The 23,839-nt window shown below is 34.4% G+C and carries 19 protein-coding genes and 1 tRNA gene; 8 read left to right on the top strand and 12 right to left on the bottom strand.

Annotated features, from left to right (window positions below):
• Window positions 1–2 precede the first annotated feature (2 nt).
• The 9 genes from AC1Q5Z_RS17455 to AC1Q5Z_RS17495 all read right to left on the bottom strand — a co-directional run bounded on the left by AC1Q5Z_RS17455 (window position 3) and on the right by AC1Q5Z_RS17495 (window position 11,474).
• On the bottom strand, window positions 3–2,411 hold the full coding sequence (locus tag AC1Q5Z_RS17455) for a TonB-dependent receptor (protein WP_492446143.1): 2,409 nt from the start codon (window positions 2,409–2,411) through the stop codon (window positions 3–5).
• A gap of 162 nt (window positions 2,412–2,573) precedes the next feature.
• Window positions 2,574–3,290 (bottom strand): urease accessory protein UreH domain-containing protein, encoded by a 717-nt coding sequence (locus tag AC1Q5Z_RS17460; protein ID WP_198856451.1) that lies wholly within the window; start codon window positions 3,288–3,290, stop codon window positions 2,574–2,576.
• Window positions 3,291–3,296: 6 nt separating this feature from the next.
• The gene (gene hypD / locus AC1Q5Z_RS17465; RefSeq protein ID WP_492446145.1) at window positions 3,297–4,373 is read right to left on the bottom strand and encodes a hydrogenase formation protein HypD; all 1,077 of its coding nucleotides are present in this window, start codon (window positions 4,371–4,373) and stop codon (window positions 3,297–3,299) included.
• A gap of 1 nt (window position 4,374) precedes the next feature.
• Window positions 4,375–5,001 carry an FKBP-type peptidyl-prolyl cis-trans isomerase gene (locus AC1Q5Z_RS17470; RefSeq protein ID WP_198856449.1) on the bottom strand — a complete coding sequence of 209 codons (627 nt, stop codon included), beginning with the start codon at window positions 4,999–5,001 and terminating at the stop codon, window positions 4,375–4,377.
• Window positions 5,002–5,004: 3 nt separating this feature from the next.
• Window positions 5,005–7,278, bottom strand: coding sequence for a carbamoyltransferase HypF (gene hypF / locus AC1Q5Z_RS17475; protein WP_492446146.1), 2,274 nt, complete (start codon window positions 7,276–7,278; stop codon window positions 5,005–5,007).
• Window positions 7,279–7,288: 10 nt separating this feature from the next.
• Window positions 7,289–7,798, bottom strand: coding sequence for a HyaD/HybD family hydrogenase maturation endopeptidase (locus AC1Q5Z_RS17480; protein ID WP_286966769.1), 510 nt, complete (start codon window positions 7,796–7,798; stop codon window positions 7,289–7,291).
• A 31-nt stretch (window positions 7,799–7,829) separates the two neighbouring features.
• Window positions 7,830–8,576, bottom strand: a complete 747-nt coding sequence (gene cybH, locus AC1Q5Z_RS17485; protein WP_198856446.1) for a Ni/Fe-hydrogenase, b-type cytochrome subunit — start codon at window positions 8,574–8,576, stop codon at window positions 7,830–7,832.
• A gap of 16 nt (window positions 8,577–8,592) precedes the next feature.
• The gene (locus tag AC1Q5Z_RS17490; protein ID WP_492446148.1) at window positions 8,593–10,329 is read right to left on the bottom strand and encodes a nickel-dependent hydrogenase large subunit; all 1,737 of its coding nucleotides are present in this window, start codon (window positions 10,327–10,329) and stop codon (window positions 8,593–8,595) included.
• A gap of 17 nt (window positions 10,330–10,346) precedes the next feature.
• Window positions 10,347–11,474 (bottom strand): hydrogenase small subunit, encoded by a 1,128-nt coding sequence (locus AC1Q5Z_RS17495; protein ID WP_198856444.1) that lies wholly within the window; start codon window positions 11,472–11,474, stop codon window positions 10,347–10,349.
• A gap of 162 nt (window positions 11,475–11,636) precedes the next feature.
• Between AC1Q5Z_RS17495 and hypA the strand changes: the two genes are divergently transcribed.
• Genes hypA through hypE form a run of 4 tightly spaced genes read left to right on the top strand, consistent with a single transcriptional unit; the run spans window position 11,637 to window position 14,102 of the window.
• On the top strand, window positions 11,637–11,978 hold the full coding sequence (gene hypA, locus AC1Q5Z_RS17500) for a hydrogenase maturation nickel metallochaperone HypA (RefSeq protein ID WP_198856443.1): 342 nt from the start codon (window positions 11,637–11,639) through the stop codon (window positions 11,976–11,978).
• Between the two features lie 8 nt (window positions 11,979–11,986).
• Complete coding sequence (gene hypB / locus AC1Q5Z_RS17505; RefSeq protein WP_492446150.1) at window positions 11,987–12,844, top strand: hydrogenase nickel incorporation protein HypB; 858 nt, start codon at window positions 11,987–11,989, stop codon at window positions 12,842–12,844.
• 3 nt (window positions 12,845–12,847) lie between these two features.
• Window positions 12,848–13,090 carry a HypC/HybG/HupF family hydrogenase formation chaperone gene (locus AC1Q5Z_RS17510; RefSeq protein ID WP_492446151.1) on the top strand — a complete coding sequence of 81 codons (243 nt, stop codon included), beginning with the start codon at window positions 12,848–12,850 and terminating at the stop codon, window positions 13,088–13,090.
• 1 nt (window position 13,091) lies between these two features.
• On the top strand, window positions 13,092–14,102 hold the full coding sequence (hypE, locus tag AC1Q5Z_RS17515; protein ID WP_492446153.1) for a hydrogenase expression/formation protein HypE: 1,011 nt from the start codon (window positions 13,092–13,094) through the stop codon (window positions 14,100–14,102).
• A 183-nt stretch (window positions 14,103–14,285) separates the two neighbouring features.
• Here hypE and purL read toward each other — a convergent pair whose 3' ends face one another.
• Both purL and AC1Q5Z_RS17525 read right to left on the bottom strand, forming a co-directional pair.
• On the bottom strand, window positions 14,286–17,939 hold the full coding sequence (gene purL / locus AC1Q5Z_RS17520) for a phosphoribosylformylglycinamidine synthase (RefSeq protein WP_492446155.1): 3,654 nt from the start codon (window positions 17,937–17,939) through the stop codon (window positions 14,286–14,288).
• A gap of 531 nt (window positions 17,940–18,470) precedes the next feature.
• The gene (locus tag AC1Q5Z_RS17525) at window positions 18,471–19,982 is read right to left on the bottom strand and encodes a hypothetical protein (protein ID WP_492446156.1); all 1,512 of its coding nucleotides are present in this window, start codon (window positions 19,980–19,982) and stop codon (window positions 18,471–18,473) included.
• A gap of 312 nt (window positions 19,983–20,294) precedes the next feature.
• Between AC1Q5Z_RS17525 and AC1Q5Z_RS17530 the strand changes: the two genes are divergently transcribed.
• The 4 genes from AC1Q5Z_RS17530 (at window position 20,295) to AC1Q5Z_RS17545 (ending at window position 22,773) form a co-directional block, all read left to right on the top strand.
• The gene (locus tag AC1Q5Z_RS17530; RefSeq protein WP_012026684.1) at window positions 20,295–20,726 is read left to right on the top strand and encodes a PaaI family thioesterase; all 432 of its coding nucleotides are present in this window, start codon (window positions 20,295–20,297) and stop codon (window positions 20,724–20,726) included.
• A 2-nt stretch (window positions 20,727–20,728) separates the two neighbouring features.
• Window positions 20,729–21,799 (top strand): chorismate-binding protein, encoded by a 1,071-nt coding sequence (locus AC1Q5Z_RS17535; RefSeq protein WP_492446158.1) that lies wholly within the window; start codon window positions 20,729–20,731, stop codon window positions 21,797–21,799.
• A gap of 104 nt (window positions 21,800–21,903) precedes the next feature.
• Complete coding sequence (gene bshB1 / locus AC1Q5Z_RS17540) at window positions 21,904–22,620, top strand: bacillithiol biosynthesis deacetylase BshB1 (RefSeq protein ID WP_343588180.1); 717 nt, start codon at window positions 21,904–21,906, stop codon at window positions 22,618–22,620.
• A 79-nt stretch (window positions 22,621–22,699) separates the two neighbouring features.
• Window positions 22,700–22,773: transfer RNA gene (locus tag AC1Q5Z_RS17545), tRNA-His, on the top strand.
• 185 nt (window positions 22,774–22,958) lie between these two features.
• Here the strand turns inward: AC1Q5Z_RS17545 and ypfJ are convergent.
• Window positions 22,959–23,813, bottom strand: coding sequence for a KPN_02809 family neutral zinc metallopeptidase (gene ypfJ / locus AC1Q5Z_RS17550; protein ID WP_278020901.1), 855 nt, complete (start codon window positions 23,811–23,813; stop codon window positions 22,959–22,961).
• Window positions 23,814–23,839: the final 26 nt, after the last annotated feature.

The following is a 23,839-nucleotide window of genomic DNA, read 5'->3' on the forward strand; positions in this document are numbered from 1 at the left end:
TTTTACTCCGTCGAAAACTGATTTTCTAGTAATTTTTCTTTGAAATCTGATCTAAAGGTATAAGCAAACGTTATCATTAAAGCTCTTGTATCAGATTTTGAAGTTCTATTGCTTTTAAATAATAAAGTATTGTTTTTATAACCGCTTTCTAATGTGTTAAACATATCGGTTACAACTAAGCCTAATCGTGCATTTCCTTTTCCTAATTTTTGCTGAAATCCCATATCGACATTGTAAATCGGGATTCTTTTTCCTTGTGGAGTTGCAACAGCAGAATTGTAGTTTCCTATAATTTGTAGTTTTCCATCTTTCCATGGCACAAAGTTATTGATCACTTTTCCATACCAACTGAATGCACTATTGACAACATCTTCAGATTGTGGTAAATTTGTTGCACTAATGTTTTGCTGAAAAGCCGTTAAACTAATATTGGCATCATAAAAAGAGAATGGTTTTAGACTAAAAATACCTTCAACTCCATAAGTAACCATGTTTCCAATGTTCTGAGGCTGTAATAAAACAACTCCATTATCTTGCAATGTGGCATATTGTCTTATGGTATTGTTAGCATTTCTATAAAAGGCATTTCCAGAAAGCGAATATTTATCCCATTCTTTATTATAATTTAATTCTACAATATGAATAATTTCTGGTTTTAAATAAGGATTTCCACTATGAGGATTTAATGCATCGGTAATATCAACAAAAGGATTTAAATCATCTAGATCTGGGCGATTTATACGTTTACTATAACCAAATTTTAAAAATTCGTCAGATTGCAAATTCAATTGAAAAGATGCTGAAGGGAAAAGTTTTAAATAATGATTAGAAAAATTATCACTTCCATTTTCTGTTTTTCCATTATTTGAAACTTGTTCTGCACGAAGTCCGACATTATATTTCCATTTCTGATTGTCTTTTGAACCAGAGTACGAATTTAAAAGTCCATAAAAGGCATTTATTTGCTCATTAAAATCAAAAATATTACTTGCAAGCGGATTAACTACATAATCGCCATTAATTAAATCAGCGGTTTGAAAATCAGAATTAAAAAATCTAAAAGTTCCTTTATAGCCTGTTTCAATAGTTGATTTTTCTGAAATTGGAAATGCATGATTTACAATAGCATTCGAAATATTTTCTTTCCCATAATTATGTGTTTTTTGCCAAAATGTGTCACCAATCAGCATTCCATTTTCATCGTAATTATTGGTATCGATATTTGTGTTTTCTCTGCCAAAATTGAAAGAACTGGTAATGTTTGCATTTAAACTTTTTCTGTCATCAGAAAATTTTCGGTCATAATTTAACGAAAACTCTGCAGCTTTAGCTTTTTGGATTTCTGAAGAATGGCGTTGGTTAGCAGAGAAAAAGGCATCTGAATCGTTATAAACATTCGTTTTTAAAGTCTCTTCATTGTCTTTGTTCTCAAGATTTCCAAGTGCTTCAAAAGAGAAAGTGTTTCTTTCATTTGGAGAAAAATCAAGATTGAATTTTAGATTTTGTAAACCTTCTGTACGCTGGTCACTTCGAGTCTGATGGATATAATGTTCGTCTTGAATAAAATAGTTCGTTCGTTCGCCTTCAATACTTTTTGTTCTTCCTGCAAAACGATTGTCGTAAGCAAGGCCAACATTCCATTTGTCGTTTTTATAATTTAAAAGAGCAGAACTGCTTAATCTTCCTTTTGCTCCAAAACCGCCACCAAGAACTGCAGCACCATTTATTCCGTTTAGATTATTCTTTTTAAGTTTGATATTGATAATGCCACTTTCTGCATTAGCATCGTATTTTGCAGTCGGACTTGTAATGATTTCGATGCTTTCAATACTGCTTGCCGGAATCTGATTCATATCAGTAATAGCAGAATTTTTACCATTGATTAAAATCAAAGGCGTTTTTCCTCTTAACGAAATGGCATCATCAGCATCAACCGAAACTGTTGGAATATTTTTTAGCATATCAATTGCTGTTCCTCCTGATTGCGAAATATTTGAAACCGCGTTAAAAACAAAACCTTCTGCAGTTTTTTGAATCTGTTTTTTCTGTGAGTTTACAACTACAGTATTAAGCTGATTTGCATCTTCTTGCAAAATGATAGTGCCGAGTGAAATAGCCGTGCCTGTATATTTTATCTTTTTAGTATTTATTTTAAAACCGATTAATTTAAACTGAAGCAGGTATTCTCCAGAAGTTACATTTTCTAGAGCGAAATTGCCAGAAACATCTGTTGTGGTATAATTAACAGTTTTTGTTGAATCGGCTGTACTTTTTAAAATAACATCAACAAATTCTATAGGGTTTTTTCCGTCGGTGATGGTTCCTTTTATTGCTGTTTTTTGAGCAAAAGAAAATTGGCTTAAAGTAAATAAGAGAATTGGGAGGTATAATTTGCGTATAATATTTTTCATGAAGCAAAGATATTTATCGCAGTAAATGAAGCTTTAAAAATAGCCTTAAGATATCATTAAGCTATTCTTATATGTTAATTAGAGTATAATTAATGAAGAAAAAAAAGCTTCGACATGGGGATAGCGTCGTAGCATTTTTTTATATCTGAATAAACTTAATTTTTAAAATAAATTGGTATAAACAATCTTGAAGCCGAAGATGATGCATATTACCGAAGAAATTATTATTAAGGCATATTGCAATTTTTGAGATTTGAGAATGCTCTTTGTAAACGGAATACTAAATAATCCAGCAGCGATAAACATTCCTATTATAGAACCAATTCCGAAAATTAGGATATAAAGTAATCCTTCTAATGGAGTTTTCATTTGCGAAATAACCAAAATAACCAAAGATCCGCTCCCTGCCAAACCATGAACCAGTCCTACGCCAAATGCCGTTTTATAATTTGTTGATTCATCAAAATGGGCATGTTTAAAAGAGGCAATAGGATGCGAATGATAGTAGGTGTGAGCGTGCATGTGTGTATGTGTAACTCCGTTACTGTGCGTATGCTCGTGACTATGGTAATACGTGTGCGCATGTTTTTTCTTGTACAATAATTTAAACAAACGAATTATTCCCAGCACAATAAGCATCAAACCTACAATAGCTTCGAGATAGCTAAATATATTTTCGCTTATCGAAATTTTAAAGCCAATCATGATAATGCCGACTAAAAAAATTGTGGAAGTATGGCCAACACCCCAGAACATTCCATCTTTTAAAGCATCTTTGATTCTATTTCTATTAGTAACCAAATTATTTACAGCCAGTAAATGATCAGCTTCAAAGGCATGTTCTAATCCAGCGTAAATCGTAATCAGAAATCCAATCATAATTTTTTACAAATAGTTAAAATAGGCCGCGCAAGCACCTTCAGAAGAAACCATTGGTGCGCCTAAGGGATTGGACGGTTTACATTTTTTCCCAAATTCAGGACATTCATTTGGTCTTTTATGTCCTGTTAAAATTTGTCCGGCAATACAGTATTGATCTGTATTTTTGTGCAAAGTTGTGATCGAAAACTTTTGGCTAGCATCATACATTTTATATTCTACTCGCATTACAAGTCCACTGTCTTTAATTACCCCAATTCCTCGCCATTCCTGAGTTCCAATTGTAAAAATACTATCAACAACTTCTTTGGCTTTTACATTGCCTTCTTCTTTTACTAATCTGGTATATTGATTTTCTACGTTGTATTCTCCTTTTTCTAATTGAACTACGGTATGATAAATGGCCTGAACCATATCGGCGGGCTCAAATCCTGAAACCACAATAGGAATTTTATATTTTTTAGCTATAGGGTAGTAATCTGCCAGCCCAACAATTGTGCAAACATGACCTGCTCCTAGAAAAGCATTAATGGTACAAAACTCATCAGATAAAATAGCTTCCATAGCTGGCGGAACCAATACATGAGAGACTAATAAACTAAAGTTAGTAAGCCCTAATTTTTGAGCATAGATAACAGCCAAAGCATTGCTTGGTGCGGTAGTCTCAAAACCTACAGCAAAAAAGACGACTTCTTTATCTGGATTTTTTGAAGCAATATTTACAGCTTCCAAAGGTGAATATAAAATTCTAAGATCTCCTCCTTCGGCCTTTGCCTGAAGCAAGCTTTTAGAAGATCCAGGCACGCGAATCATATCTCCGAAAGAGCATAAAATGACACCTTTTTTCAGTAATTCTATTGCTTTATCAATTAATGAAATTGGAGTAACACAAACGGGACAACCTGGTCCGTGGATCATTCTAATATTTTTTGGAAGCAAATCTAATAATCCATTTTTGACCAATGAATGTGTCTGACCACCACAGATTTCCATTATATTCCAAGGTTTAGTGGTAATTTTATGAATTTCATTTAAATAATAATTTACTAGTTCGGGATTTCGATATTCAGAAAGATATTTCATTTCAGACAATGTTTAAGAGCTTAATAGTAAACACTAAAGTAGAGTTGGGCTGTATCATTGGCGGTGCGCCAATCTCGGCATACGCAAGATGATGCGGAATGTAAATTTTCCAACTTGATTTTTCGGGCATTAATTGTAAAGCTTCCTGCCAGCCTTTTATGGTTTCTGATACACGCATTTTTTGTGGTCCAGAATCTTTAGTAGAATCGAAAACGGTCTTATTTAACAAAGAACCTTCGTAAATAACATTTACTGTATCTGATATTTTTGGAATTTCGCCTGTGCCTTCTTCTAAAATTTCATATTGCAAACCGCTGGCTAGAGAAGTAATTTCTTCTTTTAAAGCATTTTTCTCTAAAAAAGCAGTTCCTATTGCGGCATTTTTTACTTTTAGTTCTTCTTGTAAAAGGGCAACATAATTATTGAAAATTTCAATAGAACGTTTTGGAGAGATTTTTTCACTTGATTTCTCAAAAATAGATTTCATGCCGTCAATAAAATCTTCATACATTATTTCTTCAAAACCAATGTCTTTAAGACTCAATGCCATAACAACACCAGTAGAGTAAGAAATCTTGTCTTTTTCTTCTGTTTTCCCAATATGCCCTAATAATTCAAGAATATCCATGTTTTAATTTTTTAAGTGTAAATAATGACTCAGTTGTCCAAATGAAATGTTTTCGTCATTAGGAGAAAGCATTTCATGAAAATGCAGTTTGTATTTTGGTTTTAAATGATCAATTATTAAATCAATAAGGATTGTATTTTGAAAAACGCCGCCACTAAATGCGAGATGTTTTGATTTTTTGTGCCTAGCTATTTTTTCAATGCATTTAACTAAAGTGTAATGAAAATTTAATGCGGCGTTTTCTATCTGGGTATTGTTTTTTACTGCTTTATTGAGATTTAACAAAAGTGTTTTTGTTGGAATCAGATTTGTGATTTTCTCGTCTTGCAGGTAATCTTTCAATTTTACAGTAGATTTGCTAAAAGCTTCTTGAGCTAGTTTTTCGAGATACATTCCAGGTTCGCCTTCAAACAAAATTGGATTTTTAAAGCCCAATATAAAAGCAGCGGCATCAAATAAGCGTCCCATCGAAGAAGTTTTTATTACACTATTTTCAATATGTTTCGAATAAATTTTGATTTCGTTTTTATTGAAAAGTTGCTGAAAGTGACGATTGTTTCTGCTGATCGAAAATGCTGCTATTTTTGGATTCTTAGACATTTGATCGCCTAAAATCCACGGAAAATATTCTAAATGCCCAATTCTGCTAATCTGTCCAAGATTATATTCAAAAAATTCACTGCCAAATATCTCTGTATTGCTTCCAAAACCTGCTCCATCCCAAATAACTCCTAATATTTTGCGCTTTTTCCATAAATTTTTCTCACCCAAAATAGCAGCAAAGTGTGCTTCATGATGCTGTATTGTAAGCGTTTCTATAGTTTTGTTTTCGAATGTGAAAGCTGAAATTTTATTGGCAGATTGGTAACTGGGATGCGGGTCATAAATAATTTTTTGTGGTGAAAAATTGAAAAAAGTCAAATAGCTATTAATCTTTTTTTCAAATCTGTTATAAGTATCATAATTTGCAAGATCTCCAATGTATTCGCTTATGTAGGTCTGTTCGTTTGGTGTAATTGTAATAGTATTTTTTAGATCTGAACCTAAGCAAAGCAGTTTTTCTGACCTCGGAGCTAAAAAAGACAAATTGAGATTTGGAGTAAGACCACGCGCTCGGCGCAATATTACTTTTTGCTTATGCTTTTTTGAAAATTTTAATATAGAATCATCTTGCGAATGTTGAATTTCTAAATCATGATGTAAATAAAAGTCGGCAACAGAATTTAATGATTTTAAAGCTTCATTTTGGTTCATACAGATTGCTGCGCCATTAAAGTTGCCACTAGTTGCCACAAATGGTTTCTGAAACAAGTTCGAAATTAAATGTAAAATGCCAGAATTAGGCAACATAGCGCCAACAGTTTCGATAGCTGGACTGATTTCTGTAATAGCTAAATCTGCTTTCTTTTTTAGCGGTAAAATTACAATTGGAGCTTGGCAGGAAGTGATTGCTTTTTTTTCTGCTTTCTGACAATACAGATAATTTTCTATTTGTTTAATGTCTTTAAATAAAACTGCAAATGGTTTTGTGAGACGTTTTTTTCGGTTTCGTAATTCTAGAACTGCTTTAGGATTTGTTGCATCACATAAGAGTAGGTAGCCGCTGATGTTTTTTACGGCAATGATTTTTCCTGCTGTAAGTTTTTCGCAAAGAGCTTCAAATATTTCTTTATTTGTTCCCTTTGTTATGATTCCTTTATTGTCTGTAAATGAAATTCTTACACCACATTCAGGACATGAATTAGTCTGAGAATGAAAACGAATGTCTTTGGGATTATTATATTCCTCAAGACATGTTTTACACATTTTAAATTCATTTAAACTTGTGTTTTCTCTTTCGAAAGGAAACTTTCTAGCAATAGCATATCTTGGCCCGCATGACGTACAGCTTATAAATGGATAAGAATAACGTCGATTCTTTGGATCTAAAACCTCACTCTTACAGTTTTTACAGATTGCAAAGTCAGGAGTTAGAGGAGCATTGATTGCGATGTTTTTCTCAGTTGGTTTTATAGAAAAAATATCAAATGTTTCATCGCTCAAAATTTCTACAATCTCAATGTGTTTTATTTTAGCATTTTTAGGATGCTTTTTTTTAAGCTCTTTATAAAATTCAGTTACAGTAGGCGATTTTTCCTGCACTATGATAATGACTCCATTTTCATTATTAGAAACATAACCTTTCAGATCATAGCTGATTGCCAAATTATATACAAAGGGACGAAAGCCTACACCTTGCACACTACCTGAAATTGTTATTTGAAATGTGGGATTCAAAAAAAGTGAATTATGTATTTTTAAAATTTTCAATTTGCTGAATAATCTGAAGGGTAACCTTTTGGATTGCTTCATCTACCTTTGGTGAAAGGTTCATAGACATAGGTTCCATTTTTAGGATTGTAATTGTGTACAGAGAGATTTCGGGCATGACATTCAGCATTGATAAAATGTCAACCATATCTTTAAGTCCAAAATTATGTCCGCTTAATGCAGTTGGAAAGTCTTCTGAAAAACGAGGTTTTAAGAGCGTAATTGTTCCTTCATCTTTACCATCCATCGTTGCATCTACAATGATTACTTTTTTATGATTTTCTATATAAGGAATCAAGGTAAAGCCACCTGTGCCTCCATCAATAAATGAAATGTTTTCAGGAAATTGGGTTTTGTCTATTCTGTTTATAAAATGTACGCCAACACCTTCGTCTCCCATTAAATAGTTTCCAATTCCAAGTACTAAAATCTCATTTCCATCTGTGTGAAACTCATCTATTTTTTTTGCAATAATTTCTTCCTGCATCTAATTTTATTTTTGAAATCGATGAAACGATTTAAACTTTCTCCTGTTCAACGATTTCTATCTTTTTCTCTAAATCTTCGTCTTTTTTTATTCTTTCAGTTCGTACAAACTTATAACCGCTTACCATTGCCGACGTTTCACCTAGTCCTTCAAGCCAGTCATGAAAGAAGACTAAATAAATGTGAACAATAGCAAACAATATAAAAGTCCAAGTGGTAAAATGATGTATAGTTCTAACGTTCAAATCACCACCAGCAAAATTGGTTACCCAGCCAAACATTTTAGGAAAAAACCAAGTTGAGGTTGGAGCGTACATTGCAAAACCTGTAGCAATCATAATTAACGCCATCACAAACATTATTAAATAAGAGGCTGCGGCTACACTATTGTGCCCAACGGCTCCAGATGGAGAGCCATTTGTATGTTCATTTTGCAGGAAAATATCATATTTTATAACATGCCACATTCGTTTAAAACCTTCTTTTTTGAAAGGAAAAAACACACGCCAGCTGGCATATTTATTTCCCTTAAAAGCAAAATAAATTCTTAAAATCATTACGGCTACTAATAGGTAAGCACAGGCAAAATGAATTTCTCGGACATACCCAAACCAAAACTGGTTTGTTGCTTCTCTAGTCGAAATTATACCTGGCGGATTGCCAATGATAAACCCCGTAGCCACTAGTCCTGTAATAGCCCATGCATTTACCCAATGAAAAATACGTATCGGCAGCTGCCATATGTAGGCTCTTTTATAATCGTTAGTTTTTGCTGGCATGTTTAACAATTTTAAATTATACGGTACAGATTGAGATATCGTTTACTTCTTTAATAATACTGCCGTTTTCATCATATAAGTGAACAGCGCAGGCAATGCAAGGATCAAATGAATGTATGGTTCTAATGATTTCTAATGGCAACTCTGGATTAGCGACAGGTGTATTTAACAAACTGCTTTCATACGGCGAACGTTGTCCTTTAGGGTCTCTCGGAGAAGCATTCCAAGTCGAAGGAACTACCTGCTGATAGTTCGCAACTTTTGCATCTTTTATTACGATCCAGTGGCTTAATGCACCTCTTGGTGCCTCTACAAGACCAACCCCTTGAGCTTCTTTAGACCAAGTTGAAGTTTCCCATTTTTCCATGTTGGCCATTTTGGTATCTCCATTTTTAATGTTTTCAATTAAACGGTCAAAGAATTCGAGATTCCAGCCAGCCACTAATTTCGATTCCAATGCTCTTGCAGCAGTTCTGCCTAAAGTAGAAAATAAAGCTTCTGCAGGAATTTGAAGTTTGGATAAGGCAGCATCGATAGTATCTTTGAATTCTTCTCTTCCTGATGCATATCCTACTAACATTCTAGCTAGAGGGCCAGCTTCCATAGCATGGCCTTTCCACCTTGGTGTTTTAATAAAACTGTATTTTTCATCAACATTTAAATGCGTATAAGGAGGTTTTGGACCAGAATAATTTATTTTGGTTTCTCCGCTCCAAGGCTGTCTTCCGGTATTGCCGTCTCCTTCATAATCATACCAAGAATTGTTTACGTATTCTTCTACAGTTTTTAAATCTCTCAGATCTAGATCGTGTACTTTTGTGAGGTCTTTATTTAGAATAACTCCCGACGGAAATTTAAAAGTATCATTATTGGTGTTATTATATCCTTGTGTTGGAAAATCACCAAAAGTCATAAAGTTATGAAAGCCTCCAATGGCGCCCCAGTCTTTATAATAACTTGCTATGGTTAAAACATCTGGAAGGTAAACTTGTTCTACAAATCGTTTTCCTTCTTCCAGCAATTGTCTTACAAATGCCAATCTTTCAGCATTTAAGCCGCTAGCATCATCAAGGTTAATAGAGCAGGCCATTCCTCCCACAAGAAAATTAGGATGCGGATTTTTGCCTCCAAAAATAGCGTGAACTTTGACAATTTCTTTTTGCCATTCTAATGCTTCCAGATAATGTGCAGTTGCCATTAAATTGGCTTCTGGAGGCAATTTCATTTGCGGATGTCCCCAGTATCCATTTGCGAAAATTCCTAATTGACCGCTGGCTACAAATTTTTTTAATCTTTTCTGCAAATCAGAAAAATAACCAGGTGAACTTTTGGGCCAATTGGATATGGATTGAGCCAATTGAGATGTTTTTACAGGATCAGCGTTTAGTCCGCTTAGTACATCAACCCAATCAAAAGCATGCAGATGGTAAAAATGCACTACGTGATCATGAAGGTATAATGAGCCTAACATGATATTTCTAACAATTTCTGCATTGGGCGGAATAACAATTCCAAGCGCATCTTCCACAGATCGTACAGATGCCGTTGCATGTGTTGATGTACATACGCCGCAGGTTCTTTGCACAAAGGCCCAAACATCTTTTGGGTTTCTGTCTTTTACAATATTTTCTAAACCTCTAACCATTGTAGAAGATAGGAAAGCTTCTTGTATTGTGCCGTCTGAGATTTCTACTTCGGCTCTAAGATGCCCCTCAATTCTGGTAATTGGATCTACTACTATTCGCTCTGCCATGTTTTATTTTTATTAGATTATAAATCCTCTAAGTGTTTTTCGTTTTCAGTTCCTTGATTAATTCTCTGATTAAGCTCTTTTCTTTTCGATACATTCGAAAGGATAGCATGAACTCCAATTCCTGCAGCTACGCCTCCAAGAGCAATTTTTCCTAGAGTATCTGCATTAGCTTCAATATTGCCAGGGCTTACAGCTGCATCTCTGGAATAAAAACTTCCTGCATCCCAAAAATCTTTAGCACTGCAGCCAATGCAGCCGTGACCAGATTGTATAGGATAACTAACACCGCCATTCCATTTCATATTGCCGCAAGCATTATAAGTGCTTGGCCCTTTGCAGCCTACTTTGTATAAGCAATAACCTTTCTTCGCATTTTCATCATCAAAATTTTCTGCAAATAATCCCGCATCAAAGTAAGGTCTGCGGTAACAGCTGTCGTGAACTCTTTTTGAATAAAAAGCTTTTGGACGTCCAGAACTGTCTAATTCAGGCAGTTTTCCAAATGCTACCACATGCACAATAATTCCAGCCATTACCTCGCCTATAGGAGGACAGCCAGGAACATTTATAATAGGTTTGTCTGTTATGATTTTATGAATTGGCACAGCTCCGGTAGGGTTTGGTTTTGCTGCTTGTACACAACCAGATGTAGCACAGCTTCCCCAAGCAATAATAGCTTTTGCTCCTGCTGCAGATTCTTTAAGAATATCTACAGCACTTCGGCCGCCAATACAGCAATAGTTTCCATCAGCTCCCATCGGAATAGAACCTTCAACGCAAAGGATGTATTCTCCTTTATATTTTTCCATAGTTGCTTTTTTAGCCGCTTCAGCCTGATGACCAGATGCGGCCATTAATGTCAAAGTATAGTCTAAAGAAATTTTGTCTAGGATAATATCTGCAACAATAGGATGGTCAGAACGAATGAAGGATTCACTGCAGCAGGTACATTCCTGAAAATGCTCCCAAATTACAGGCAAACGCGGAGTAGTTTCTAGCGCTTTGGCTATCTGGCCAATTGCCGAACTTTGAACGCCCATGTAGGCTCCAATATAAGCTACAAACTTTAAGAAATCCCTTCTGTTGTAACCTTGTCTTTCAATACTATTGTAATAGGTTTCGTTTTCTTTGTTTTTTTCCTCCATCCGTTATGTTTTAAATTATAGATAAAAAGACTTTTTGTGTGTTTAAAAGGATTTTAAAATTATCTAAATATTGTTGCTATGAATGTGATAAATATCAGTTTTTGGGATTTCTTTTGTTGATACCTTGCGAAATTGAAATATATTTTAAAGAACAGATAAGTTATGCATGAACTTTCTATAGTTACTTCAATCGTAAAAATTGCTAAACAAGAGGTAGATAAAATAGGAGGAAACAAAGCCTTAGAGATTTACTTGCAAATAGGAAAATTATCTGGCATTGAAATGAGTTCTTTTCATTTTATCTGGCCGCAATGCATAAATGGGACCGTTTTAAGAGATGCAAAATTGTTTATAGAAGAACCTGAAGGAACAGCAAAATGCGCTGAATGCGAAACGAAATTCCAAATCGAAAAAAGTTTTGACAGTTGTCCAAATTGTAACAGTCCTTTTAAAGAAATCATAACAGGAAAAGAGTTGAAAATAAAGAAAATAATCATTAAATAAATTTAATTATGTGTACCACTTGCGGTTGCAGTTCTGATGAAAACGAAATTAGGTTTACTAAAATAGGAGATAAAAATTCCTACTCTCATTATCATTCTGGACATTTTCATCACCATCATCACGAAGATCATCATCATGAACGCCATTCTGATCATGACCATGACCATGATAGTCATGACCATGATCATAATTATGGGAATTCACATTCTCATGAAGTTAATATAGTACAGTTGGAGAAAGATATTTTATTTAAAAATCAGCTTACTGCCGAAAGAAACAGAGGCTTTTTTGAAGCATTGAATATTTTCTCTATAAATCTAGTTAGTTCTCCGGGGTCTGGGAAAACATCTTTATTAGAAAGAACAATTTCAGATTTGAAAAGCAAAATGGCTTTTTCTGTAATCGAGGGGGATCAGCAGACAACAAATGATGCAGATAGAATTCATAAATTGAATGTTCCTGTATTGCAGATTAATACAGGAAAAGGCTGTCATCTGGATAGCGAAATGATAGCAAAAGCCGTTAAAGAGTTAAAACCTGTTTCAGATTCTGTATTAATGATTGAAAATGTTGGGAATTTAGTTTGTCCTGCTATGTTTGATCTTGGCGAATTAAAACGTATTGTCATTATATCGGTTACCGAAGGAGAAGATAAGCCACTAAAATATCCTGACATGTTTTCGGGATCGCAAATTTGTATTATTAATAAGATTGATTTACTGCCTTATCTGAAATTTGATTTAGAAAAATTAAAAGAATATGCGAAAAAAGTCAATCCGAACTTAATCTTTTTTGAAGTTTCAGCAACGTCAGGAGAAGGATTGTCGGCTTGGTACGATTTTTTGTCTCAATCTATAAAACAATAGTATATGTGTTTAGCAGTTCCCGGCCATTTAGAAAAAGTTACAGTAGAACTTGACGAAACTTTTAGAATAGGAAAAGTATCATTTGAGGGTATTATTAAAGAAGTAAATTTAGCTCTTGTTCCAGAGGCTAAAATTGGAGATTATTTGTTAGTTCATGTGGGCGCTGCCATTGGAATTATTGACGAAGAAGAGGCTAAACGAACAATGGAGGTTCTTAAGGAAATGGGTGAAGATTTAATTGAGTGAAATGGAAAAAAATAGTGAAGTAATTCATTTGCATCATGGCAGTGGTGGTGAACATATGACAAAATTACTGAATGAAGTGATTTTTAAAATTTTAAAGAATGATGTTTTAGAAGTTCGCCATGATGGTGCATTTTTAGACATACAAGGCAGTTTGGCATTTTCTACAGACAGCTATGTCATTTCGCCTATATTTTTTAAAGGCGGTAATATTGGCGAGTTAGCTGTAAATGGTACTGTAAATGATCTTGCGATGTGTGGTGCAGTTCCTAAATATCTTTCACTTGCTTTAATTATAGAAGAAGGTTTCGGTTTGGAAGAATTTATTCAAATCATTAAATCAGTAAAAAAAGCTGCTGATAAGGCAAATGTCAAAATCGTTACTGGAGATACAAAAGTTGTAGAAAGAGGAAAAGGAGATAAAATTTATATCAATACTTCTGGAATTGGAGTTATTCATGAAAAAGCGAATATTAAAGCTCAAAATATTAAGGAGAGTGATGTTATAATCATAAATGGAGCAATAGCTTCGCACGGAATGGCAATTATGTCAGAACGTGAAGGATTAGAATTCGACAGCGATATTTTAAGCGATACAATAAATTTAAACCATACAGTTGTAGATTTAATAACACAATTTGGAGATAAAATTCATTTTTTAAGAGATGCTACTCGTGGCGGTTTGGCTTCGGTTTTACATGAAATATCGGCAGAAATTAATTTAGGAATTTCACTTTTAGAAGAGAATATAAAAGTAGAAAATCAGGTAAAAAGTGCTTGTGAATTATTGGGGTTAGATCCGCTTTATGTGGCCAATGAAGGGATTTTTGTTTGCGTTGCTGCGCCAGAAATTAAAGATGAGGTATTGGGAATTTTGCAAAAAGCAAATCCAAAAGCATCAGAAATTGGTTTTGTCACTGCTGAACATCCTTCAAAAATAATTATCGAAAGTGCTTTTGGAGGCAAAAGAGTGGTAAACCCTTTAGTGGGAGAACAGTTGCCACGAATTTGTTAAGTTTTTTTGCCACGACCTGAGCGATAGTGAATAGACGAAGCAATTACACAAGTTATTTTTTATAGCCACAGATTAAAAGGATTATGATGATTTCTTTTATTAGAAAAAAATCTGTGTTAATCTGTGTAATCTGTGGCAAAAAAAACGCCCGAATTATCGGGCGCTTTTAGTAAAAATATATTTTTAGTTTTTCTCAATCCATTTTCTGGCATTAACAAAAGCTTCGTGCCAAGGTGAAACCTCGTCATTTCTATCTTTTGGATAATGCGCCCAGTTCCATTGGAAAGTCGAACGCTCAATATGAGGCATCATTACTAAATGTCTTCCTGTTTTATCGCACATCATAGCCGTGTTGTAATCAGAACCGTTAGGGTTTGCAGGATAACCTTCGTAAGCATATTTAGAAACAATGTTGTATTGATCCTCTGAATAAGGCAATTTAAATTTACCTTCTCCGTGAGAAACCCAAACTCCTAAAGTGCTTCCAGCTAAAGTCGATAACATCACAGAGTTATTTTCCTGAACTGTTACAGAAGTAAAGATACTTTCGTGTTTCTGGCTTTCGTTATGGTGCATTTTTCCGTGAACTTCATGCTCTGGATTAATTACTTCTAATTCCATAAACAATTGGCAACCGTTACAGATTCCGACAGATAAAGTATCTTCTCTTTTGAAGAAATTATCTAAAGCTGTTTTTGCTTTTTCGTTGTATAAGAACGCTCCGGCCCAACCTTTAGCAGAACCTAAAACGTCAGAATTAGAGAATCCTCCAACTGCTCCAATAAACTGAATATCTTCAAGCGTTTCGCGACCAGAAATTAAATCCGTCATGTGAACATCTTTTACATCAAATCCAGCCAAGTACATTGCATTTGCCATTTCACGCTCAGAATTACTTCCTTTTTCACGGATAATCGCCGCTTTTGGTCTTGGTTTAGAATTGTCGATTTCTGGTTTTTTTCCTGTAAAGTGTGCAGGGAAAGTATAATTTAAAACCTGATTTTTATAGTTTTCAAAACGTGCTTGAGCTCTTCCGTTTTTAGATTGTTTTTGATCTAATAAATACGAAGTTTCGAACCAAACATCTCTATAAGTTGGGATATCTAATTTATAATCTGCAATTTCTAAAGTAGCTGTAGAAGTTACAGAACCAATTTTGAAGAATTCGATATTATTAGCTTTCAATTTAGCTTCAACAGCAGCATCAGATTTAGCTTGGAAAACAATTCCGATGTTTTCAGCGAAAAGGATTTTCAATAAGTCTTTTTCCGCGAAAGCGCTGAAATCAATTTTAGCTCCAAGATTTACATCTGCAAAACACAATTCTAATAAAGTAGTGATTAAACCACCGCTTCCGATATCGTGTCCGGCTAAAATTTGGTTTTCACTGATTAAATCTTGGATTGTATTAAATGCATTTTTGAAGAAAGCCGAATCTTTAATAGTAGAAGTTTCGTTTCCAATTGTATTTCTGATTTGTGCAAAAGATGAACCTCCTAATTTGAAATCATCTTGAGACAAATTGATATAATAAATAGAATCCCCGTTTTTCTGTAAAACTGGTTCTACTACTTTTTTAATCTCTGTACAGTTTCCAGCAGCTGAAATAATAACCGTTCCTGGTGCAATTACTTCATCATTTGGATATTTTTGTTTCATCGAAAGTGAATCTTTTCCTGTCGGAATATTGATTCCCAATTCAATTGCAAAATCTGAACAACCTTGTACAGCATCATATAAACGAGCATCTTCACCTTCATTTTTACAAGCCCACATCCAGTTTGCAGATAATGAAACTCCTTTTAAACCATTAATAATTGGAGCCCAAACTAAGTTTGATAACGATTCTGCAATAGCATTTCTAGATCCAGCAACTGGATCAATCAAAGCTGCAATAGGAGCGTGCCCAATAGAAGTTGCAATTCCTTCTTTACCTAAATAATCCAAAGCCATAACTCCAACATTATTCAAAGGCAATTGTAACGGTCCTGCATTTTGTTGTTTAGCCACTTTTCCTCCAACGCAACGGTCAACTTTGTTTGTCAACCAGTCTTTTGAAGCAACAGCCTCTAGACGTAATACATCTTTTAAATATGATTCAAAATCTCCTGCGTTGTAAGCAACATCAGCATATTTTCTGTCAACCGTTTTATCTGTCATAACCGTTTTTGGAGAACTTCCGAAGAAATCTTCTAAAGCATAATCCATAGGTTTTGAACCGTTAGTTTTTGATTCGAATGTAAAACGATGATCTCCCGTTACATCTCCAACCTGATACATTGGCGAACGCTCTCTGTCGGCGATTCTTTGCAAAGTATCAATATCTTTTTGACCAATAACCAATCCCATTCTTTCTTGAGACTCGTTACCAATAATTTCTTTTGCAGAAAGGGTAGGGTCTCCAACAGGCAATTTATCCAAATCGATTAAACCTCCTGTTTCTTCCACTAATTCAGAAAGGCAGTTTAAGTGTCCTCCAGCTCCGTGATCATGAATAGAAACAATTGGGTTATTGTCGCTTTCGACCAAACCACGAATCGCGTTTGCAGCACGTTTTTGCATTTCTGGATTTGAACGCTGAATTGCATTTAATTCGATTCCTGAACCGAAAGCTCCTGTATCTGCAGAAGAAACCGCAGCACCACCCATTCCGATTCTATAATTTTCACCTCCAAGAATTACGATTTTATCGCCTTCTTGTGGTTTCTTTTTAATTGATTGATCTAGTTTTCCGTATCCAATTCCACCCGCTTGCATGATTACTTTATCGTAACCAATTTTTCTGTTTTCTTCTTCGTGTTCGAAAGTTAAAACAGAACCTGTAATAAGCGGCTGACCAAATTTATTTCCGAAATCAGAAGCTCCGTTTGAAGCTTTGATCAAAATATCCATTGGCGTTTGGTACAACCATTTTCTTTCTTCAACTGCATTTTCCCATTTTCTATCTTCTTTTAGACGAGAATATGAAGTCATATAAACCGCAGTTCCAGCTAATGGCAAAGATCCTTGTCCTCCAGCTAAACGGTCACGAATTTCTCCTCCAGATCCTGTTGCAGCTCCGTTGAAAGGCTCCACTGTTGTTGGGAAATTGTGTGTTTCGGCTTTTAATGAGATAACCGAATCGAATTCTTTTATTTCGTAAAAATCAGGTTTGTCTGCCGATTTTGGTGCAAATTGCTGCACTTTTGGTCCTTTTACAAAAGCAACGTTGTCTTTGTAAGCAGAAACAATATCGTTAGGATTTTCCTGAGATGTTTTTTTGATTAATTTGAAAAGAGAAGTCTCTTTTTCTTCACCGTCAATTACAAATGTTCCGTTGAAAATTTTGTGACGGCAGTGTTCTGAATTCGCTTGTGAGAAAGCAAAAATCTCAGAATCAGTTAATTTTCTTCCAAGTTTAGTCGAAAGATTGTTTAAGTAATCAACTTCTTCTTCGCTTAAAGCTAAACCTTCCACTTTGTTGTAAGCAGCAATATCATCAATTTCTAAAATTGGTTCTGGCTGAATGTTGATAGTGAAGATTTCTTGATCTAATTCATTGAATTTTTGAGAAAGCATTGGATCAAAATCAGTAAAATCTTCCGTTGCAGGATGAAATTCTTCAATTCTAATAATGCCAGAAATCCCCATGTTTTGAGTAATTTCTACAGCATTTGTACTCCAAGGTGTGATCATAGTGGCGCGTGGACCAACAAAAAATCCTGTCAATGCAGATTTTTCGATCTTGTTTGCGTCGGCAAAAAGCCAGTTTAATTTTGAAATGTCTTGAGCTGAAATTTCGTTTTGCGTTTGTACGGCAAAAACAGTTTTGCTTTGGTTTTCAAAGAAATGGATCATTTGTGTAGTTTGTTGTATTGAGCTGCAAATTTAATGTAAATAAATAGTAAGCGCAAATTTGGAAACGATCTCTTTTCAAAAAAAATGAAATTGCTTTTTTCTTGCATTTTTTCTACCAAAAAGACGCAAAATCAAGAGGTTTAGGTATTTGGTGAAATTTAATGATTTAGTAAAATTTCTTTTTTGATATGTTCTGTAATATTAAACTTTTAGAAGAAAAAAATCAAAATTTAAAGTTCATAAGTTTAATGTCTTTAAATGAATGGATTTGCAAAAATTACGAAATCTGGAAATGAAGAAAAAGTGTAAATTTTGAAAAAATGATTTTAATTAAAAGCTAATTGTAGTAATTTTCTTAGCTTTAAGTGTATTTTGTCATTTCGACGGAGGAGAAATCTTCACAAGAAGCTCGACAAAGATTGAATTCTCTTCGCGGAGTTACTCGCGAAGATTTCTCCTCCGTCGAAATGACAAACTGCATGGATGCTTTATAAAAATACTTTGCGCCTTAGCGCCTTCGTGGCAAAACCATTATTTAGGGAAATCCTGATTCTGATAAGCACCCAAGTCAGGCGGCGAAGTTCTTGTAATTCCTAAAATATCTGTTGTAATGATATAGGCCTGATTCCCTTTAGCGAAAGCGGCAGAAGTTTTATCAATATTGAATTTATTTTCAGAAGCATTATAAAACTTAGGATTTTCATTTAGAATAATGTTCGTGTAATGTTCTGTATCGGTTTTGAATTGGTAATTAGGATTGGTTGTTGAGTTGCTAAATTTCAATAAACAATTATTCAATTGATAAACAAATGTGGCTTTTGCATTTTTATCTAAATTTAATTCGTTTGTAGCTGAACCATAAATAATGCAATTATTGAAAGTAGCCTGAGTAAGCGGATTGGTTTCTGGAGTTGCTCCTGCCAAAGAGTTGCTTAAATTTACTGCAAACGGAGAACTGCCTGACCAATTATTATTAAAAGTACAGTGTGCAAAACTATAATTTCCGCCATAGATGCAAGATAAACTTGCTATTCCAGCACGATTTATAACAATGTTTTCTCCAGTAATTTGTTCGTTTTGAGCTAAAATTCCGTATTCAACGCAATTGTAAACTTGTGTGTTTTTGATCAAAATAGGATTTAATGAACTTCTGAAATCTAAGCCTACAATCGCATTTTTTAAAGTTAAATGATTGATAGAATGATTCGCGCTTCCTTTTTCAAAAATAACCGATTTCCATTGTCCAGGGATCTCAGAATAAAGTGATTCTAAACGGTCGCCTTCAAAAATAACTTCATTTTCGAGTTTGTTTGTTGTAGAAGTTTTTCCGTTAATTTCTAGAGAAGCATTTTTACCAACATACAAACCAGAATTGGCATGAAAATGAATTCTTGCACCAGCTTCAAAAGTTATGGTTTTGTTTTCTGGAACTCCAGCATATCCATAAATGACGTATGGTTTTTCGTTTGTAAAAAGAAGCTCGTTTCCGTTTATAGGATCATTTTCGCTCAAATAGAATCCATCAACATCTTTGCCGTCAATTTTAATTTTTTCTTTGGTTCCGTCAGGATTTTGGTTCGGATATAAAAAAACAGCATCTTGAATTAAAGTAACCAAAGCAACTTCTTGTAAATTGGCTCCGCTGTCAAACTGAATTTGGTCAGTATATAAAAAATCATCAGGATTGGCATCCGTAATATCGGCAGTTGTTTCTATAAAAATGTACAAACTGTCTTTTGCTAAAAGTGTAACATTTTGAAAAATCTTACCGTTGTTGCCCGACATTCCATCAACAGTCATTCTGTATTTAGAATTCAAGCCTTTTTTAAATTGTACAATCGGAATCGAAATGTCTTTTTTGCTTTGGTTGTAGACTTTTAATTGGTAAGTGCTTGAACCAATATTTTTAAAAACAGTATCCAAATAAACGGTGTCTTTTGAAAACTTTAAATCTCCAGAACTAGCAACGGTATCAAAATCAGTTCGACAAGAACTGAAAGCAAGAATGATTCCGAAGATTAAAAGTGTAAAGTGTTGACGCATTTAAAAAAGTTTTTTTGCCACAGATTAAAAGGATTAAAAAGATTTTTTTTGCCACCAATTCCATGAATTTTCTCAAATTAAATTGAAATATAATTCGCTGAAATTTGTGTAATTCGTGGCTATACTTTTAAAATCCCTTTAATCTGTGCAATCTGTGGCAAATAAAATAATTTCTAGCCAAAGATTGATTTTGATTGTTTTTGTAAAAATAACAAAAAACCTACACGTTTGAAGTTGAATTTTAAATTTAGGATCGGATTTTAGATTTATGTCTTATCTTTCTTTAATTTTACGATTTTAAAGTTTATTTTAATGAATTATACAAAAGAGCAGATTTTGGCGCGCTGCAATGAGTTTTCTAAAAACACATTGATGGAAACATTAAAAATAGAATATATAGACGCCGGAGAAGATTTTTTAACTGCAAAAATGCCTGTAAATCCAAGTGTTCATCAGCCGATGGGATTGTTGCATGGAGGCGCTTCTGTTGCTTTGGCAGAAAGTGTGGGGAGTGCGGCTTCTTTCTTTTTTATCAATCCGAAAGAACAGGAGGTAAGAGGTATCGAGATTTCGGCAAATCATCTAAAAAGCATTCGTGAAGGTTATGTTTTTGGAACAGCCAGAATTATTCACAAAGGAAGAAGTCTTCATCTTTGGGAAATCAAAATTACTGATGAAGAGGGAAATCTGGTTTCGCTTTGCAAATTGACGAATATGGTTTTGGATAGAAAGAAAAGCGAATAAATATGAATTCATTTTTCTTAAAAATTAAAAATCATAAAGAACAAAATTTACCCTTTGTACTTTATTCAAAACCCAATACAGAAAGCTATGTTGGGATTTTACAGCAAAATAATACATTATACAATGTTTCTGATTACAGTGAAAAAGGATTTGTTTTTGCTTCTTTTGATGAAAAACAACTAGTCTTGATTCCTGAAAATGAATCAGAAATTATTTCTGTCCACAAAGATCCAGCTTCATTTGAACCAATCGAGATTGACGATTTAAATTTTGATTCTGAAGCTAAGTTTCAATACGAATATTTGGTAGCACAAGGAATTCAAGCGATAAAAAACGAAGAATTCAAAAAAGTCGTTTTATCGCGAAAAGAAGAAGTGCCTTTATCTGAATTTGATTTTATTGAAACGTTTCAGCACTTGGTTCAATTGTATCCAGCAACTTTTTGCTATTGTTTCTTTCATCCTAAAATTGGTTTGTGGATGGGAGCGACTCCAGAAAAACTGCTAAAGGCAAACGGAAATGTTTTTGAAACGATGGCTTTGGCAGGAACGCAAAAAGACAATCAGGAAACTAAAATTGTTTGGCAGCAAAAAGAAAAAGACGAGCAGCAATTTGTAACTGATTTTATTGTAAAAAGGCTTCGAGAATTTACAGCATCGGTTGTGGTTTCTGAACCTTATAGTTTAAAAGCAGGATCTATTTGGCATATAAAAACAGATATTTCTGGGGTTTTAAAAGATAATTCGACTTTAGAAGAAGTAATCGATACGTTGCATCCAACTCCAGCCGTTTGCGGACTTCCAAAAAAGAAATCGAAAGGATTTATTATTGAAAACGAAAATTATGATAGAACTTTTTACACAGGTTTTCTAGGTGAATTGAATAGTACTTTTGGAGAAGCTCAAGCAAGTTCTGATTTATTTGTAAATTTACGATGCATGCAGATTCAGGAAGAAAAAGCAATTTTATATATGGGTTGCGGAATTACAAGAGAAAGCGTTCCGGAAAAAGAATGGGAAGAAAGCGTCAATAAATCAATGACGATGAAAAGAGTCTTGAAAGTTAGGAGTTAGAAGTTATGAATTATGAGTTTTCAGTCAAAGTCACAGTTTTCAGTTACTGAGACTTAATATTGCAGCTGTGGCTAAACTTGAAACAAAACAAACAAAAAGAGAAAATGAAACTAGATATATTAGCATTTGGTGCACATCCAGACGATGTAGAATTAGGTTGTGCTGGAACAATTTTAAAAGAAGTTTCCCTTGGGAAAAAAGTAGGCATTGTAGATTTAACACGAGGTGAATTAGGAACACGTGGAACTGCAGAAATTAGAGATCAGGAAGCAAAAGATGCGGCTAAGATTTTAGGTGTTTTAGTGCGCGAAAATTTAGCAATGCGCGATGGCTTTTTTGTGAATGATGAAAAACATCAATTAGAAGTCATAAAAATGATACGTAAATACAAACCTGAAATTGTATTGTGCAATGCAATAGACGATCGCCATATTGATCATGGAAAAGGAAGCAAACTAGTTTCTGATTCTTGCTTTCTTTCGGGATTAATGAAAATTGAAACTTCGATTGATGGAGTACAGCAAGAAGCGTGGAGACCTAAAATTGTTTATCATTATATTCAATGGAAAAATATTACTCCAGATTTTGTTGTAGATATTACAGGATTTGAAAAAAAGAAAGTAGAAGCGATTTCTGCTTATAAAACCCAATTTTACGATCCGAATTCAAAAGAACCTGCAACGCCAATTACAAGTAAAAACTTTTTTGAAAGTCTAAATTACCGTGCGCAGGATCTAGGAAGACTAGTTGGGAAAGATTTTGCAGAAGGTTTTACAGTTGAAAGATGTTTGGCAGTCAATAGCTTAGAAAATTTGATGTAATTTTTATGAAAATTTTTCATTTTTTTCTTTGTAGAACTCAACCTTTGTTCTATATTTGCACTCGCTAAGCAGAAAAATGGTGGTTGTAGCTCAGCTGGTTAGAGTAGCGGTTTGTGGTGCCGCGGGTCGCCGGTTCGAACCCGGTCAGCCACCCAGAAAGAAAGCCTTGAAGAAATTCAAGGCTTTTTTAGTTTAAAGACAAAACTTTCAAATGTTTAAAATCCAAATGTCAAAGTGTATCAACTTGGTATTTGGATTTTTTTTATCGGAATTTTATAAAAAAAGCACAACTGGTAGGGTTGTGCTTTTTTGGTTGGTAATTATTTGGTTTTTATGTATTATCTAATGTCTTCAAATGTAGTTCCTTGTTTAATATCTCCAGTTGTAAAACCTTTCTTAAACCAATACATTCTTTGTTCTGAAGTTCCGTGAGTAAAAGAATCAGGAACAACATGTCCTTGCATTTTGCTTTGAATAGCATCGTCTCCAACAGCATTTGCAGCACTTAAAGCTTCATCTATATCTCCCACATCAAGATCTTTCTGGTTATCGTGTGCCCAAACTCCGGCATAAAAATCAGCTTGTAATTCTAAGGCTACAGATAATTTATTAGCTTCTGCATCGCTTTTTCCTTGCTGCATTTGACGCATTTTAGAAGATGTTCCCATTAAGGTTTGAATATGATGGCCAATTTCATGCGCAATAACGTATGCAATCGCAAAATCGCCTCCTTTTGCGCCAAATTTAGTTTTTAACTCTTCAAAAAAATCTAAATCCATATATACTTTGCGGTCGCCTGGGCAATAAAAAGGACCTGAAGCAGATGATGCTCCGCCGCAAGCAGTTTGTACAGCGCCTTTAAAAAGAACTAATTTTGGTTTTTCGTAGGTCATTCCATGTTCTGCAAAAATCTTTGTCCACGTATCTTCATTGTATGCAAGTAAAGTCCTTACATATTCGCCCATTTTTTTATCTTCCTCGCTTAGAGGAGCTGCAGTTTCTGTTTGTTGGGATTGCCCACCTTGCATTTGTTCTAGAATTGGCGCTATTTGCTGACCTGTTTCGCCTCCAAAAACATTAAGCAGTAAAATAATAATCCCAATAACTCCACCGCCGACTAGTGCTTTGCCACCGCCAGAAATTGATCTTCTGTCTTCTACATTGTCACTTTGTCTTCTGCCTTGCCATTTCATATTGAATTCTTTTTAATCTGGTTATT

It is taken from the genome of Flavobacterium sp. GW823-FHT06G12 (genome assembly GCF_058794775.1).

Coding starts and splice junctions, on each gene's coding strand:
- AC1Q5Z_RS17455 (WP_492446143.1), bottom strand. CDS start 2,411: ATGAAAAATATTATACGCAAATTATACCTCCCAATTCTCTTATTTACT.
- AC1Q5Z_RS17460 (WP_198856451.1), bottom strand. CDS start 3,290: ATGATTGGATTTCTGATTACGATTTACGCTGGATTAGAACATGCCTTT.
- hypD (WP_492446145.1), bottom strand. CDS start 4,373: ATGAAATATCTTTCTGAATATCGAAATCCCGAACTAGTAAATTATTAT.
- AC1Q5Z_RS17470 (WP_198856449.1), bottom strand. CDS start 5,001: ATGGATATTCTTGAATTATTAGGGCATATTGGGAAAACAGAAGAAAAA.
- AC1Q5Z_RS17480 (WP_286966769.1), bottom strand. CDS start 7,798: ATGCAGGAAGAAATTATTGCAAAAAAAATAGATGAGTTTCACACAGAT.
- cybH (WP_198856446.1), bottom strand. CDS start 8,576: ATGCCAGCAAAAACTAACGATTATAAAAGAGCCTACATATGGCAGCTG.
- AC1Q5Z_RS17490 (WP_492446148.1), bottom strand. CDS start 10,329: ATGGCAGAGCGAATAGTAGTAGATCCAATTACCAGAATTGAGGGGCAT.
- AC1Q5Z_RS17495 (WP_198856444.1), bottom strand. CDS start 11,474: ATGGAGGAAAAAAACAAAGAAAACGAAACCTATTACAATAGTATTGAA.
- hypA (WP_198856443.1), top strand. CDS start 11,637: ATGCATGAACTTTCTATAGTTACTTCAATCGTAAAAATTGCTAAACAA.
- hypB (WP_492446150.1), top strand. CDS start 11,987: ATGTGTACCACTTGCGGTTGCAGTTCTGATGAAAACGAAATTAGGTTT.
- AC1Q5Z_RS17510 (WP_492446151.1), top strand. CDS start 12,848: ATGTGTTTAGCAGTTCCCGGCCATTTAGAAAAAGTTACAGTAGAACTT.
- hypE (WP_492446153.1), top strand. CDS start 13,092: ATGGAAAAAAATAGTGAAGTAATTCATTTGCATCATGGCAGTGGTGGT.
- purL (WP_492446155.1), bottom strand. CDS start 17,939: ATGATCCATTTCTTTGAAAACCAAAGCAAAACTGTTTTTGCCGTACAA.
- AC1Q5Z_RS17525 (WP_492446156.1), bottom strand. CDS start 19,982: ATGCGTCAACACTTTACACTTTTAATCTTCGGAATCATTCTTGCTTTC.
- AC1Q5Z_RS17530 (WP_012026684.1), top strand. CDS start 20,295: ATGAATTATACAAAAGAGCAGATTTTGGCGCGCTGCAATGAGTTTTCT.
- AC1Q5Z_RS17535 (WP_492446158.1), top strand. CDS start 20,729: ATGAATTCATTTTTCTTAAAAATTAAAAATCATAAAGAACAAAATTTA.
- bshB1 (WP_343588180.1), top strand. CDS start 21,904: ATGAAACTAGATATATTAGCATTTGGTGCACATCCAGACGATGTAGAA.
- ypfJ (WP_278020901.1), bottom strand. CDS start 23,813: ATGAAATGGCAAGGCAGAAGACAAAGTGACAATGTAGAAGACAGAAGA.